The organism is Hoeflea sp. CAU 1731 (assembly GCF_039888615.1).
GTDB lineage: Bacteria > Pseudomonadota > Alphaproteobacteria > Rhizobiales > Rhizobiaceae > Flavimaribacter.
This window is the reverse complement of record NZ_JBDQQS010000015.1, coordinates 1-13,784: the sequence shown is the minus strand read 5'-3', so window position 1 is coordinate 13,784 and position 13,784 is coordinate 1. Positions and strand designations below refer to the sequence as shown.

Sequence of the window (13,784 nt, the reverse complement as noted above, 5' to 3'; positions counted from 1 at the left end):
TGAAAGGAAAAAGGATGGATAAGCGGATACTTGGAGATACAGGGTTCTCGATCGCGCCGATCGTCTTTGGCGGAAACGTATTCGGTTGGACGGTTGATGAAAAAACCAGCTTCTCACTGCTCGACGCCTTTGTCGATCACGGTTTCAACGCGATCGACACGGCGGATTCCTATTCGATATGGGCGCCGGACAATAGCGGCGGCGAATCCGAGACGATCATTGGAAACTGGCTGAAGGCCCGGTCAGGCATGCGCGACAGGGTCGTGATCTTCACCAAGGTCGCATCGGATCTCGGCAAACCGGGACAAAAAGGGCTTTCCGCGAAATGGATCACCGAGGCAGTCGAGAATTCCCTGTCTCGGCTGAATGTCGACAGCATCGATCTCTATTTCTCCCACTGGATGGATCCGGATACGCCGCAGGAGGAGACGCTCGGCGCCTATGACAGGCTCATCAGGGAAGGGAAGGTCAAGGCCATCGGCGCATCGAACCATGACGCCGATTATCTCGCCAAAGCTCTCAAGATTTCCGCGGAACAGGGAATGCCTGCCTATCAGGTGGTTCAGCCGGAATACAATCTCTACGACCGCGACGCCTTCGAAGGACCGCTTTGCGATCTTTGTCAGGAAAACGGACTCGGCGTGGTCACCTACTTCAGCCTGGCGTCGGGTTTCCTGTCCGGAAAATATCGCTCGAAAGCCGATCTCGGGCAATCGGCCAGAGGCAGCCGCGTGGAGAAATATCTGGACGCCCGCGGGCTCGCCATTCTCGATGCGCTCGATCAGGCGTCACAAAACCATTCGGCGACGCCCGCCGAGGTTGCGCTCGCCTGGCTGATTGCAAAGAAAGGCGTTACCGCTCCGATCGCCAGCGCCACCAAGCCGGCCCATCTGGATAGCTTCGTCAAGGCTGCGGAACTGACGCTGTCGGACGAGGACATGCAGGCGCTTGACGCGGCCGGAGCAGCCTGACTCCGCGAGGGAGCAACCTTGTCGGTTATTTTTGCAAGCTGCTCGGCGACATTCCGAAATGCCGCTTGAATGCGGTTGCGAAATTCGCCGGGCTCGTATAGCCGGCGTTGTAGGCCGCCTCGGAAATCGTGACATTATCCCGCTCCAGCGTCTGGCGGGCGCGTTCCAGCATGTAGCGCCGGATATACTGCGAAATCGGCATTCCATAGGCGTTGGCGACGAGACGTCTCAACGAGTTTTCACTCATGCCAATTTCCTGGCACATTGCGCCTATGGCTATACCCGGGCCCGCATGCGTGTCGAGAAAGTGGTCGACGGCCTGCAGGCGTGTGCGGTCCAGCGCCCTGATCGGCGCGTTCGGCGCTGGCTCGTTGATATGGCACACCTGCCGAAAAGCTTCCTCTATCAGCCCGAGTACGCGGCTTTGAATGTAGATGGCCTGCAAAAAAGGCTGCCCGCCCGGCGCGCTGATAATCTGTTCCGCCAGCGAAATGGCGTGAGGACTGGGAGACCAGCTTCGGTAAGCCAGATGCGAATTCGCGAACCGCTTGATAAGGTCGAGATCCGGCGTTTGTGTTTCCGGCATCTTGTCGAGCCATTCCGGCGCGATTGAAATGGTGACCTTGCGCAGCAGCATGCCCTTGTGGGCTTTGCGCACGAACCGCTCCGGATTCGTTTGGGCGAAAATCGTGGCGACCGGGTTCCACCGCTTTTGCGGCGCGTCGTATTCCGGCATGGGAATGCGCAGCTTGCCGATCGAGGCGTCAACCGAGCCTTCCAGAAAAATCACCACGCTCAGCCGGCGTTCACATACGGATTCGATTTCCAGATCGTGCAGGTCCACCGCGTTCGAAAAATGAACGCTCAATCCTTTTTCCAGCGTCAGAAAACTGATGGCGCCGCGCAGAATCCTGTCGTCGGCGTCAAGGTACGGGTCCAGCCAACGGTCGTCACGGGCCTCTCGACGCGCCGTCAGGTCGGACTTGGTCACGTAGTGATTGGCGAAATGCGGTTGCACGAGCATGGACTGTGGTCTTCCAATCTCCTTTGGCTCCGGATGATATTCCTTCCGCAAACAAGATTGGTGGATTTGCAAACACCAAGTCGATTGCTCCGGCGCCTCAAAACCCTGTATCCGATAGATGAGTTAACCAGTCAAGTTTGCAGATTCGACATAGGTCGTTCGTCAAGACTGGTCGCGTAGTGTTTTTCGGGGGCAATTATGTCGGTAAAGTCGCGATTTACAACGGTTTTGGCGGGATCTGTCAGCTTGTTGGCGTTGGGTGCGGTCGACGCTTTTTCACAGGACACTCAACTTCAGACTATTGTTGTTGAAACCGGCGAATCGGCTGGCGAAGAAGAAAAGTCCGACATCGACAAGATCGAAAATGATGTCGATATCTCGCGCGACGACATTCAGAATCGTCAGGCTACGGATCTCAGGCAATTGTTCCAGATGACTCCGTCGGTGACCGTGGCTGGCGGATCGACCGCCTCCCAGAAGATCTACGTGCACGGAATTGACGAGTCCAAGCTCAACGTTACGATCGACGGCGCCCGGCAGAAAAACAATGTCTGGCACCACAACGGGACGATCGGCATCAACCCGATTTTTCTGAAATCCGTCGAAATCAATGAGGGCGTGGCGCCGTCGGACGACGGGCCGGGAACACTGGGCGGCGCGGTCAAATACGAAACCGTCGACGCCACCGATTTGCTGGACGAAGGTCAGACGCTCGGCGGCCTGGCGATCATCGGCTATGAATCGAATTCCAACACCGTGACGGTCACAGGGGCGGGATACCAGGTCTCGAACGGTTTCGAGATTCTCGGCATGATCACACGCGGATCCGGCGAAAATTATGAAGCCGGGGACGGGGAAGAGCAGAAGGGCACCGGGACAGACCTCTGGAACGGACTTGGCAAGGTCGCCTATCAGAGCGTCGACGGACACCGTTTCGAACTCACTGGCGAATATTATCGCGATTTCGGTCTGCGACTGCTCAGGGCGAACATGGCGTTGCCGACCGACGCCTATAACGAAAACCTGTACGAGCGGCTGACCACGACCTTCAAATACACGATCGAGGGCGCAGACGGACTGTTCGATCCCGAAGTGCTGCTCTATTATAACTCCAACGCGCTGCATCGACCCAACAAGGAAGGCTATACGGCGCCTGCCGGGGCTTTCAATTCCGATGTCCGGACCATTGGCGGACATGCGCAGAATACGTTCCATCTGGGGTATGGAGACGTCACGGCCGGCGTTGATTTCTACAATGACTACACGTTGGTAGAGCGCTTCCATGATGATTTGCCGCGGTTCAGCAGGCCGGGCGACGTGTCGGAGAATGTCTGGAATGTCGGCGCCTATGTGCAGGCGCGGCTGGAGCCGACCGACTGGTTCTTCGTGTCTACGGGCCTGCGAGCCGATTTCCAGAGCTACCGGGCTGTTGACGAGCAGACATTCGACAATTTTGGTCTTTCACCAAACATCAATCTGGGTTTCAGGCTTGCCGAAGGGCTGACATTCAACGCCGGATATTCCTACGTGTTTGGCGGTTTGGAAGAAGCCGAGGCGGCGCTGTTTCACGCCTGGGACTATATTTACGATCCGTTCGTGGAGCCGACCTATGCGCATAACGCGAAAGTCGGCCTCACTTACGAGTATGGCGGTCTGACCCTCGGAGCGGACCTTTTCTACATCAAGATGATCAATCCGATTACCTACGATTACAGCGCCCAGCCTTACGTGCGCACGACAGGAGATCCACTGATCTCGAAAGGCGTCGATATTTCGGCGGGTTATAGCTGGGGCAATGCTTTCCTCCTTGCAGCATTCACCTATGCCGACGTCGAATTCGGCGACCGCATCGCTCTGCCGGGCGATTCCAATTCAGGCGTTCCCGTCGGCAGCATTTTGACGCTGGGCGGCGGATATACGTTCGAACAGTACGGCGTGACGCTCGGCGCAAATGCGGAAATAGCGTTCGAATACTCCAACCAGGATCTGGAAGACGAGGGCTATGACAACCCGCTGCCCGGCTATGAAGTCGTCAACATTTTCGCCGAATGGCGGCCGCCTGTCCAGGATGCGGACCTGACCCTGCGGGCCGAGGTCGCCAACCTGTTCAATGACAATTACTTCAGCCGCGCGACCTACAATCCGAACGCCCGGGTCACGCCGGTGTATTCGCCGGGCCGTTCGTTCAATTTCACCCTGACTGCAAAATTCTGAGAACAGTCTAACCAGCAACGGCGCGGCCGGTTCGTCCGGCCCCCAAAGCAAGTGAGATCAGGCATGCTCCACGTCATTGTTTCGGAAGCGGAAACGCCGTCGGCCTCAAAATATCTGCAGCAGCTTTGCAAACATTTTGCCCACAAGGTTCCGTCCACATGGTCCACGGAAGCCGGAGCGGTCGAATTTCCCTTTGGTCATTGCGAGATGCAGGCGGCGGACGACCGATTGTCGATTCGCTGCAGCACGCCTGACGAAGGCAATCTGCCGAGGCTGCAAGGCGTGATAGACAGCCACATCGCAACCTTCGCCTTTCGCGAAAAGTTGCAGTTGCAATGGCGGCGCGAGACGGCCTGATTTCAGCTGTATGAGACTTCCAGATCCTGTCAATGATGTAGGGCGATCAGTTGGCCGTCCAGCGTCTGTATGCTGATGTGTGAATCGAAGAGGTTGGAAAGCGGTTCGCTGCGGAAAATCTCCGAAGTCGGGCCATTGGCGAAGGTCGTTCCGTTTTTCAAAGCCAGAATGTGCGTGGCGTATTTGGCGGCGTAGTTGATGTCGTGAATGACCAGGATCGGGGTCTTGCCGACATTCTTAAGCCTTTCCAGGATCATCATCAGATTGCGCGCGTGAACCAGATCGAGATTGTTCAAGGGTTCGTCCAGAAGAATATAATCCGTGTCCTGTGACAGGATCATCGCAACAAGCGCCCTCTGTCGCTGACCGCCGGACAGCTCGTCAAGATAGCGGTTTTCGAAAGGGCGCATCTCCATCATATCGAGCGCTTCGTCGATCTTCTCGCTGTCTTCCGGCCTTGCCTGCCCCCTGTTGTGCGGAAACCGGCCGAACGAAACGAGATCGCGTACCCGCAGGCGGCTGGCGATGTGATTTTCCTGCCGCAGAACGGAAAGAAGTGTCGCCATTTCCGCTGTCGAGGCCTGATGGACATCGTGACCGTCTACGCGGATCGCCCCCGCATCCGGTTTGATCAGGCGCGAAGCAAGCGACAGGAGCGTTGATTTGCCGGCTCCGTTCGGCCCGATGATCGCTGTCACCTCTCCCTTCGGAATCACGGCGTCCACCTGGTCCAGGATCAGGGAGTTGCCGATCGCGTAGCGGATGTTTTGTATTTCGATCATCGAATGTTTCCCCGCAGGATCAGAACCAGGAAGGTCAGGCCGCCCACAAGATCGATCACCACGCTGAGCGTCGTGTCCAGGTGAAACACGCGTTCCAGTATCGATTGCCCCGCGACCAGGACAATGCATGCAATCAGAATGGTTCCGGGAAGCAGGTCGCGGTGGCGGAAGCTCGGCACAATCTGGTGGGCGAGGCTGGTCACAATCAGGCCGAAGAATATGATCGGACCGACCAGCGCGGTCGACACCGCCGCCAGCAGAGCGACAATGCCAAGCACGACGAGCACGAGCCTGTCGTGGTCCAGCCCGAGATTGATGGAAATTTCGCGCCCGAGCTCCAGCGTATCGAGCGTGTTGCGCATGCGCCAGGCGGCGAAGATCGCGACGCCGATCAGCAGGGAGCTCAGCCCGATCAAATCCAGGTCCATCTGGTTGAAATTGGCGAAAAGGTTGGACTGCAGGACGGCGTATTCGTTTGGATCGATCATGCGCACGAGCAAGCCCGAGATAGATCGGAAGAGAATTCCGAAAATGATGCCGACAAGGATCATTCGATGGAGATCGCGTTGCGTTTGCCGCATCAAAGTTCCGAAAAGCGCAATGCAGGCTGCGATCATCAGCACAAGCGAAAACGAAAACCGCGTGCTTTCGCCAAGCACCGCATAGCCGAATCCACCGAGAGAGAACAGCAGGGTGATCTCGATCAGCACATACAGGGAATCGAAGCCCATAATCGCCGGGGTCAGAATGCGGTTTCCGGTCACGGTCTGAAACAGTTTTGTAGAAACGGCGATCGCTGCGCCGGTGATCATCAGCGCCACCAGTTTTGGGCCGCGAAACTGCAGCGCAAAGCCTATGTCGCCGCGCGCGCCATAGGTCAGATAGAAAACGCATGAGAGCGCGAGCAGAGCAAAAAGGATCAGCAATCGTCTACCTGGCATGAACAGGCCTCGTAAACAAAAGCCAGAGGAACACGCAGGCGCCGAAGACGCCGAAGATGATGCTGACGGGAACTTCGTAGGGGTATCTGATCGTACGGGCGAGAAGATCCGAGGCGAGGACAAGCATCGATCCGAGAACGGCCACCCATGGAAGGCTGGCCCGAAGATTGTCGCCCATGATGCGGCTGGCGATGTTCGGCACGACAAGGCCGACAAACGGTATCATGCCGACCGTGACGACGCTCACAGCCGTGACGACGCTGACAATCACCATGCCGAAGGCCACAATCTGGCGGTAACCAAGTCCGAGATTGAGCGTCATTTCCTTGCCGAGCCCGATAATCGTAAACTGATCGGCGACGAAATAGGCGAGCAGCGACAGGATGGCGGCGATCCAGAGCAATTCGTAACGACCCATCATGACGCCGGAAAACTCGCCGGACATGCCATGCATCCAAACCTCGAGATACTGCAGAAGATCGAGTTGGTAGGCGAAGAAGATCGCGATAGCGCTTACAAAGCCCCCATAGACCAGCGCGACCAGAGGTATCAGAAGCGGCCGATCCACTGGAAGTCTTCTGATGAGGAGCAGAAAGATCAGGGTGGAGCCGAGCGCGGCGACAACCGCCGCTATCATCTTGACCATGAGCGAGGCCTGGGGCGCCAGTATGGTCACGGCGATGATGCCGACGGCTGCGCCCTGTCCCGTTCCGGCGGTTGCGGGTTCGACGAAGCGATTGCGGGCGAGCATCTGCAGAATCATGCCGGAAATTGCAAGCGAGCTTCCGGTGATGATCACCGCCAGCGTGCGCGGCAGCCGGCTTACCAGCAAAATCCAGAGCGCGTCCGGTTGGCTGAACAGGCTGCCGGGGTTGATGTTGGCGACGCCCGTAAACAGGCTCGCTGTGAAAAGTAATGCGAACAGGACGCCGACAAGCAGCTTGGTCATCATGCCGCCTGCTCTACGCCGTCGGAAAAGCTTTGGGCGCAATCACTGCGCAAATGCATCCCTGATCGTCTTGACGAGGTCGGTGGTCGCCTGGACACCGCCCATTGCGACATAGGCTTTTGCGGGGTCGAGATAGATCACATGATCGTTCTTCCAGGCGGACGTGTTGGAGATCAGCGCGTTCTCCAGGGTCTGTTTGGCATGTTCGCCGTCCTGACCTATGGCGGCCGCCCGGTCGATGACGATCAGCCAGTCCGGATTGATTTCGTGCACATATTCGAAGGACACAACTTCGCCATGACGCGAGTTCTCGATATCCTCTTTCGCCGGCGGAATGCCGAGGTCGCTGTGGAGCCAGCCAAAGCGGGAATTCTTGCCGTAAGCGGAAATCTTCGGCCCGTTGGTCATGATGATGAGGGCTGTTCCCTTGCCATCCACCACCTCGCGGGTTTCCGCCACGAGGGTTTCAAGTTCGCTGCGAAGCGCGTCGGCTTCCTCTTCCTTGTCGAAAATGCCGCCGACGGCGGCAAGACGTCCCGTCGTTTGCTCCAGGTAGTTGTCGCCCCAGATTGACATATCGATCGTCGGCGCGATTTTCTGCAGCATGTCCACTTTTGTGGAGGTTCGCGTTCCGACGATAATCAGGTCGGGCTGCATCGCGTGCAGGGCTTCGACATCCGGCTCGAACAAAGTTCCGACCGGTTCCGCCTGTTCTACGATGTCCTCGAGATAGGTGACATAGATCCGATTGACGACGCCGTCCGGCGCAACGCCGATCGCGTCGAGGGTGTCCAGAATGCCGATGTCGAAGACAGCAATTTTTTCCGGCGCGTGCGGAACGGTTACAGGACCAGTCGCCGTATCCACTGAAATCTCATCCGCAATGGCGGCGGTAGCGCCTGTCGCCAGTACGGCTGTCAAGGCCGCCGCGGCCAACAATCTGAACATTCGAAATCTCCTTCGGACGGACTTGTTTGGCTGGACCTGTAAGTCTGGCTGAGAGGTTAACCTGACCTAGTAGAACAGGAGTCCGATGTCCACTGAGAAAGGGCCTGTGCGACCTAGAACTTGACTTTTGCCATCAGCAAAAATGACCGACCCGGTTCATAGAGCTCCTGCAGCACCGTTTCATCGTCATAATCGGCGCCATAGGTCGCCCGGTCGGAGTAGGTTGCGTCGAATATATTGTTGGCTTCGACCCTCAGAGTAAGGTTCGGAAGCTGGATCGGCTTGTACTCCACAAATGCATTGAAGACAGCATAGCCAGGCAGCGCCGATTCACCGGCCTTTTCCGGCCCGTCATATTCGAGAGCTGCGTCGAGACTGGATCCCACGGTCACGCCATATTGTTCGAATGAGTGGACGATTTCTGCGGCGATCACCTGTCCAACTGGCATGCCCATATCGCCGGCATAGTAGGAATCGACATAGTCGCCGTCGACGGTCAGTTCGCTGTTGGAATAGGTTATGCGGAAAAATCCGTTGCCCCAGTTATAACCGGCGCCCAGCTTGAACCCTTCGGTGGTGAAGTCCTTGTTGCCGTCAGCTTCCCGGAAGTTTTCGAAGTCGGTGCGGTAAACGCCGCCGGTCAATTGCCAGCCTTTGTAGTTGAATTCGATGCCGGCCGTGAAATTTTGCGAGCGGACGGGCTCCAGACCGGCGTAATCCCAACTCGGAACGTAGATGAAATTTTCTTCAAGATCGATGCCGCCGAACACGTTCGAATAACCGGCGTTGATGGTCAGGTAGTCGTTGATATCGTATGCGGCGTAGACGTTGCCGCTCAAGCCGAAGTTCTCGAGTTTCTCGCCGCCGAGGCCTTCGAACCACTGATTGTCGCCGCGGGCGCCGAACGACAGATGAAAACCGTCGAGCGGTTCCAGGCGCGCCTGCCCGTAGAAGCCGAGATTGGTCGATTTTTCTCTCAGGCCGTCGATCGTGTAGATATCGTCGACATATTCACTTTCTGTGGAGTAAAAGTCGATGCCGGCGGTGATCGAGTTTTTCTCATCCAGGTTGAACGTGTTCTCTGCCTTAGCCGTCCAGGTGCCGGCGGTTCCCTCACTGTTGATCTGCAGGTTTTCACCGGAGCGCCGGTCGAAATAGATTGGAATGGCGGTTGTCGCGTCGCTGTAACCGACGACGATACTCGGATCCCATAGCCCTTGCGCGTCTTCGACGCTGTAGCTTACCGAGAAGTTGCGTTGCGTCAGGTCATAAACCCGGGTTTCCGGTTCGATGCCGGGCAGGTCGCCGAAGTTGGCGCGATAAGGCCGCAGGGCGCTGTCCTGAACCTGCTGCGCCTTGATTTCGATTCGGTGCCCATCGAGCGACTGATAGGCGGCCTTGCCGAGAAAGCTCAGAAAATCGGCCGCCGTTCCGGGGATCGTCCAGCCGTCGCCGGCGGTGTAGTCGTCTCCGTCGGCGTATTTGACGTAGCCCAAAAATTCGAAGCCATTGGCGCGGCCATAGAGCGAGCCAGCTTCGGTGAATGTGCTGCTGTTGGTGTCGTAGCTGACGCGCGCATAGCCGCCAAAATTCTTGCCTTCTTCGAGAAGATCGGCGGCGTCCACGGTCTCATAGACGATGGATCCGCCCAGCGCGCCCGGGCCTGCGTCGGCGGGCGCAACGCCGGGATCGACGCGCACCGACTTCAGCAGCGTCGGGTCGACGTAGTTTGTAGTGTTGTGATGGAAAACCCTGTTGTTCTGCAGGACGCCATCGATCGTGACGGCGAGATTGAGTTCGTCGATACTGTTGACGTAGACCTTTTGTGTCGTGGTCATTGCGCCGCCGACGGAAATCGAGGCGTCCCCCGCGAATACCTCTTTCAAGCTTTGCGGGTCGACAAGCTCCAGTTCCTCCGAAGAGATGTAGATGGACTGGTTGCGATCGGCCGCGCCGGCATGTTTGTCGCCCTTGTCCTCACCCTCTTCGACAATGATTTTCTTCAGTTCGGTGGTGTCCGCCGAATCGGTTACTTCCACCGTAGCGCTCTGCGCCTGGGCTTCGGCCGCGATTGCGCCGACTGCAATAAAACTGCCAGCGTAAAGGCTGGCGCGGAAAAATTCGTATGGCATTGCCATTTTCCCCAAATGTTCGTGGTGCTGGCTACGCCGATGCATGGAACTGCGTGAACGACGATCGCTAAAAAATGACGGTCGTTACCCCGACCCGTTCGATTGCGGTTTATAGGTGACTTTTTTAGTCATGTAAAACATGTTTTTAAACATTGTTTGAATTTTTTCGCTTCCGGCGCTATTCTGCAACGGCGATTGCCACGGGCTGAACAGGGACATAACGTTGCTCGAAACACTTTCTTCTACTACGACGCACCAGATGGACGCTTCCCACCTGAATACGCGCGACCGACTGCTTCGAAGCGCCGAGCGGCTGATGGCTCGTGATGGCATTTCGGAGGTCTCGGTTCGTGCGATCACGGAAGACGCGGGCGCCAATGTTGCAGCGATAAATTATCATTTCGGCGGCAAGGACGAATTGGTCCAGGCGCTGCTGACGGCTAAATTCGAGCTTTTGGACGTGACCGTGAATGACATGTTGTCCAGGCTTGCTGAGGCCTGGAGCATGGAAAACGCATCCGTGTTGCTCGACGATGTGGTGCGTGTCTATCTGGCGGCGCTCCTGACGCTTGGCGTCGACAGCCGTCGTAATGCGCTCGACCCGTTCATTCCTCTCATTCAGCGCGCGTCGATTGAGCGTGAGGTGGCGTTAAGGAACGCGCAGAACCTTCAAAACGAGGGCATCTCGAAACTGGTTTCGATGATTGCCGAAAGTTCCGGCCGCCCCGTGACGATGGGGCCGGCTTTCTACGAGATGCTGGGCCTGATGTATAGCGGCGGCGTCGCGATGATGCACGCCATGGTTTCTGCGGGTGACGAAAAAAGCAGAGAGACGTTGCGCGAGGCCGTTGAATCATTCGTTCTCAGCGGCGTGCGTTCCTTTATCGAAAAAGCGTACGGAGACTGATCGCACTCCGCATAAAAGTCCAACCCGGCTCACGGCGGGTGTTTTGGTTGGTTGTCATTTACGACCGCCTGTGTTTATTTGCACTTGCTTATGGCGCCGCCGGATTCGTTCAGGCGGATAATTGGGAAGCCGGTTCAACGCCGGCGCTGCCCCCGCAACGGTATTGAAGCCGCGCCCGACACGAGCCACTGGACAACGACCTGTCCGGGAAGGGTGTCGGAGATGTTCGCAAGGACAGGCTTCAGAGCCCGGAAACCAACCATGAGTGAGAAAGTCGACTGATCGCGGAGGGCGGTCGTGAGGCAACGAATGATCGGCGATCTTTCGATCGGGTCCGGCTGACGTTTTCCTCCATGTTCACCCGGCCCTCAGGCGCAGGCAGAATGGATCGTCTCCATTGGGCTGGCGCGGGCAGTCGATACCCCATTTGGAACCGGTTCCGGCGAAGCCGGGACGTTCCTTGCAGGAGGACAGAGTATTGGTTGGTGATCCGCAATTTTTTCAGCGCGTCGGTCCGTTCGACGTGGCGACTGTGGCGCGGCATGCGGAGGGCGACGCCGATGCGTCGGAAATCCTGCTGGAAGGCGTTGCATCGCTGGAGGAGGCGAGTGGGCGCCAAGTCAGTTTCCTGGAAAATCGCCGCTATCTGGCGACGCTGGCGGACACGAAAGCCGGCGCCGTCATCATACATCCTTCGCTTGAAAGCCAGCTTCCGGAAGGCTCCATCGCCATTCGCTCGACCGAGCCCTACGCCGCTTGGGCGCGGGTCTGCAACCTGTTCCATCCCGTTGGCGACCATGCCGGCGGGGTCCATCCGACGGCTTGGATCGATCCGCTCGCCGTCGTCGACAGTTCGGTCCGCATCGGCTCCCACGCGGTGGTGGAAGCCGGCGCCTCAGTCGCTGCCGGTTGCCGCATCGACGCCGGAGCGACGGTCGGGCGCGGCGTATCCATCGGTTCAGATTGCGTGATCGAAAGCAATGCGAGCCTGAGCTACGCCATTGTCGGATCGCGTGTCCATATCGGAGCAGGGTGCCGGATAGGCCAGCCGGGATTCGGTTTCGCCAGCACAAAGAGCGGTTTTCTCGCGATCCCGCAATTGGGACGGGTGATAATTGAGGATGACGTGCGGGTCGGCGCCAACACGACGGTCGACCGTGGATCTGCCACCGACACCATTATCGGCTGCGGAACATGGATCGATAATCTCGTCCAGATCGCCCACAACGTGACGATCGGACGATGCTGCGTCATTGTGGCGCAAGTCGGCATCGCGGGCTCGACGCGGATCGGAAATTTCGTGCGGATCGGCGGACAAGCGGCGATTGCAGGGCATCTCGACGTTGGCGACGGGGCCAGCATCGGCGCGCAGGCCGGCGTCATCAGCAATGTGCCGCCAAAGGCGGAATTGCTGGGCAGTCCGGCGCAGCCGCGTCGGGATTTCTTCCGCCAGATCGCCAGCGCCAGACAAGGTTCAAGGGCGCGCGGCGCGCGAACGACAGAAGGGCGGTAGCGTCCGCGATGACGCGGGATGCGGACCTGGGATGATCGCCGATTAATCGCGCCTGTGCGCTACTTCATACCCAATCCTATCGAGAACTGGTCGGTTCAGGATTCCAAGATGACGCGGACCTTCACGCTCCTCCTCGATCATTCCGCCAATGTGGAGACCCTCAGGAAGGTGTAACTGGAATTCCGAAGACGAGGATGTCATGGAGCGCGCGGAGCCGAAGGTTCTGATCGACGATCACGACCAGAATGGTCAGCACGTTCGCTTCTACGCCACGGCCGGCATCCAACCGCCGGCTCGCAAATGCACGCCGGGCTCCGTGAAATGATGCCGCGATGGGTCGAAAAAACTATCCGCAATGGTGGCCGCAAACGCATTATTGACGTTGGCAAGGGAAATTCGCGGCGACAGCCGGAGGCGTCGACGACGCCGGCGGCTGAAGCAGACTGTAGCCACATTCCGGCTCATGCGACGCGAGTATCCGAACGACCGTCTGAAAAGCCATATTTTATGAAAGATGGTGGGCGTGACTGGGAAACCCACCATGCCAGAAAAGCGCTAGTTCACAGGCTTTCTTGTGGTTCTAGTGAGGCGCGATGTCTCACATTCATGCATATCCGAAAATACCTGATGAGATGTGAACTATCAATCTTCATGCATCTCAGGGTTGGCTATCGGGCCAAGCCTTATAGTGATGGCAACAAGCATCCGGGAGTGAGATGGGTTGGATTTAGTCGGTGTGACCGGGGCAAATGCGTGGCGGGCGTCCGGTGCTGATGGTACGTGTTAGGCTGTAGATTGCGCTCTGTGGTTGCTGCCTTGTGCTGACATCACTAAGAGTCTGTTCAAGAAAGCGGGTAGCGTGCGAGCCTTCTTGTCATGAGCTTGATCATTGCGGTCTGGATGAAGGCGAGGCTTGTCGTTGTGAACCGCTCGAAATCCTTCGCCAGGCGGCGGTTTATTCCAAGCCATGCCAGTGTGCGCTCAACGATCCAGCGCTTTGGCAGCACCTCAAATCCGGCCTGATTGCGTTTGACGATTTCTACAGG

Annotated in this window: 13 protein-coding genes, 1 pseudogene and 1 riboswitch; of the genes and pseudogenes, 7 read left to right on the top strand and 7 right to left on the bottom strand. The window is 57.5% G+C overall.

Features of this window, described 5'->3' with window-relative positions; genetic code table 11:
• Window positions 1-14 precede the first annotated feature (14 nt).
• Window positions 15-971, top strand: coding sequence for an aldo/keto reductase (locus tag AAFN47_RS21090; RefSeq protein WP_499811236.1), 957 nt, complete (start codon window positions 15-17; stop codon window positions 969-971).
• 25 nt (window positions 972-996) lie between these two features.
• Here AAFN47_RS21090 and AAFN47_RS21085 read toward each other — a convergent pair whose 3' ends face one another.
• On the bottom strand, window positions 997-1,995 hold the full coding sequence (locus AAFN47_RS21085; RefSeq protein WP_499811235.1) for a helix-turn-helix transcriptional regulator: 999 nt from the start codon (window positions 1,993-1,995) through the stop codon (window positions 997-999).
• Between the two features lie 246 nt (window positions 1,996-2,241).
• Between AAFN47_RS21085 and AAFN47_RS21080 the strand changes: the two genes are divergently transcribed.
• Together AAFN47_RS21080 and AAFN47_RS21075 are read left to right on the top strand one after the other, a co-directional pair.
• Entirely contained in the window at window positions 2,242-4,209 is a 1,968-nt protein-coding gene (locus AAFN47_RS21080; RefSeq protein ID WP_499811234.1) for a TonB-dependent receptor domain-containing protein, read from the top strand.
• Between the two features lie 63 nt (window positions 4,210-4,272).
• A complete protein-coding gene (locus tag AAFN47_RS21075) occupies window positions 4,273-4,566 on the top strand; it encodes a DUF2218 domain-containing protein (RefSeq protein WP_499811233.1) in 294 nt (97 codons plus the stop codon).
• A 29-nt stretch (window positions 4,567-4,595) separates the two neighbouring features.
• On the opposite strand, the gene AAFN47_RS21070 is transcribed toward AAFN47_RS21075, so the two are convergent.
• The 5 genes from AAFN47_RS21070 to AAFN47_RS21050 all read right to left on the bottom strand — a co-directional run bounded on the left by AAFN47_RS21070 (window position 4,596) and on the right by AAFN47_RS21050 (window position 10,318).
• Window positions 4,596-5,348 carry an iron ABC transporter ATP-binding protein gene (locus AAFN47_RS21070; RefSeq protein WP_499811232.1) on the bottom strand — a complete coding sequence of 251 codons (753 nt, stop codon included), beginning with the start codon at window positions 5,346-5,348 and terminating at the stop codon, window positions 4,596-4,598.
• Window positions 5,345-6,289 (bottom strand): iron chelate uptake ABC transporter family permease subunit, encoded by a 945-nt coding sequence (locus AAFN47_RS21065; RefSeq protein ID WP_499811231.1) that lies wholly within the window; start codon window positions 6,287-6,289, stop codon window positions 5,345-5,347. Before AAFN47_RS21065 ends, AAFN47_RS21070 begins: the two co-directional genes overlap by 4 nt.
• Complete coding sequence (locus AAFN47_RS21060) at window positions 6,279-7,238, bottom strand: ABC transporter permease (protein ID WP_499811230.1); 960 nt, start codon at window positions 7,236-7,238, stop codon at window positions 6,279-6,281. Before AAFN47_RS21060 ends, AAFN47_RS21065 begins: the two co-directional genes overlap by 11 nt.
• A 42-nt stretch (window positions 7,239-7,280) precedes the next feature.
• Window positions 7,281-8,186: a siderophore ABC transporter substrate-binding protein gene (locus AAFN47_RS21055; RefSeq protein WP_499811229.1), complete on the bottom strand. Its 906-nt coding sequence runs from the start codon at window positions 8,184-8,186 to the stop codon at window positions 7,281-7,283.
• Between the two features lie 113 nt (window positions 8,187-8,299).
• The gene (locus AAFN47_RS21050) at window positions 8,300-10,318 is read right to left on the bottom strand and encodes a TonB-dependent receptor domain-containing protein (protein WP_499811228.1); all 2,019 of its coding nucleotides are present in this window, start codon (window positions 10,316-10,318) and stop codon (window positions 8,300-8,302) included.
• Between the two features lie 259 nt (window positions 10,319-10,577).
• Between AAFN47_RS21050 and AAFN47_RS21045 the strand changes: the two genes are divergently transcribed.
• The 4 genes from AAFN47_RS21045 (at window position 10,578) to AAFN47_RS21030 (ending at window position 13,063) form a co-directional block, all read left to right on the top strand.
• Window positions 10,578-11,225 (top strand): TetR/AcrR family transcriptional regulator, encoded by a 648-nt coding sequence (locus AAFN47_RS21045; RefSeq protein ID WP_499811227.1) that lies wholly within the window; start codon window positions 10,578-10,580, stop codon window positions 11,223-11,225.
• A gap of 74 nt (window positions 11,226-11,299) precedes the next feature.
• Window positions 11,300-11,503, top strand: a riboswitch (cobalamin riboswitch).
• A 182-nt stretch (window positions 11,504-11,685) separates the two neighbouring features.
• Entirely contained in the window at window positions 11,686-12,738 is a 1,053-nt protein-coding gene (gene lpxD / locus AAFN47_RS21040) for a UDP-3-O-(3-hydroxymyristoyl)glucosamine N-acyltransferase (protein ID WP_499811226.1), read from the top strand.
• Between the two features lie 18 nt (window positions 12,739-12,756).
• The gene (locus AAFN47_RS21035; protein ID WP_499811225.1) at window positions 12,757-12,912 is read left to right on the top strand and encodes a hypothetical protein; all 156 of its coding nucleotides are present in this window, start codon (window positions 12,757-12,759) and stop codon (window positions 12,910-12,912) included.
• Window positions 12,913-12,937: 25 nt separating this feature from the next.
• Entirely contained in the window at window positions 12,938-13,063 is a 126-nt protein-coding gene (locus AAFN47_RS21030) for a hypothetical protein (RefSeq protein ID WP_499811224.1), read from the top strand.
• 517 nt (window positions 13,064-13,580) lie between these two features.
• On the opposite strand, the pseudogene AAFN47_RS21025 reads toward AAFN47_RS21030, so the two are convergent.
• Window positions 13,581-13,784 (bottom strand): annotated as a pseudogene (locus AAFN47_RS21025) (IS5/IS1182 family transposase); the annotation flags it as partial.

Bases quoted from the DNA above. Each gene is read 5' to 3' on its own strand.
- AAFN47_RS21090 (WP_499811236.1), top strand. From the start codon at position 15: ATGGATAAGCGGATACTTGGAGATACAGGGTTCTCGATCGCGCCGATC.
- AAFN47_RS21085 (WP_499811235.1), bottom strand. From the start codon at position 1,995: ATGCTCGTGCAACCGCATTTCGCCAATCACTACGTGACCAAGTCCGAC.
- AAFN47_RS21075 (WP_499811233.1), top strand. From the start codon at position 4,273: ATGCTCCACGTCATTGTTTCGGAAGCGGAAACGCCGTCGGCCTCAAAA.
- AAFN47_RS21070 (WP_499811232.1), bottom strand. From the start codon at position 5,348: ATGATCGAAATACAAAACATCCGCTACGCGATCGGCAACTCCCTGATC.
- AAFN47_RS21065 (WP_499811231.1), bottom strand. From the start codon at position 6,289: ATGCCAGGTAGACGATTGCTGATCCTTTTTGCTCTGCTCGCGCTCTCA.
- AAFN47_RS21060 (WP_499811230.1), bottom strand. From the start codon at position 7,238: ATGACCAAGCTGCTTGTCGGCGTCCTGTTCGCATTACTTTTCACAGCG.
- AAFN47_RS21055 (WP_499811229.1), bottom strand. From the start codon at position 8,186: ATGTTCAGATTGTTGGCCGCGGCGGCCTTGACAGCCGTACTGGCGACA.
- AAFN47_RS21050 (WP_499811228.1), bottom strand. From the start codon at position 10,318: ATGCCATACGAATTTTTCCGCGCCAGCCTTTACGCTGGCAGTTTTATT.
- AAFN47_RS21045 (WP_499811227.1), top strand. From the start codon at position 10,578: ATGGACGCTTCCCACCTGAATACGCGCGACCGACTGCTTCGAAGCGCC.
- AAFN47_RS21035 (WP_499811225.1), top strand. From the start codon at position 12,757: ATGCGGACCTGGGATGATCGCCGATTAATCGCGCCTGTGCGCTACTTC.
- AAFN47_RS21030 (WP_499811224.1), top strand. From the start codon at position 12,938: ATGGAGCGCGCGGAGCCGAAGGTTCTGATCGACGATCACGACCAGAAT.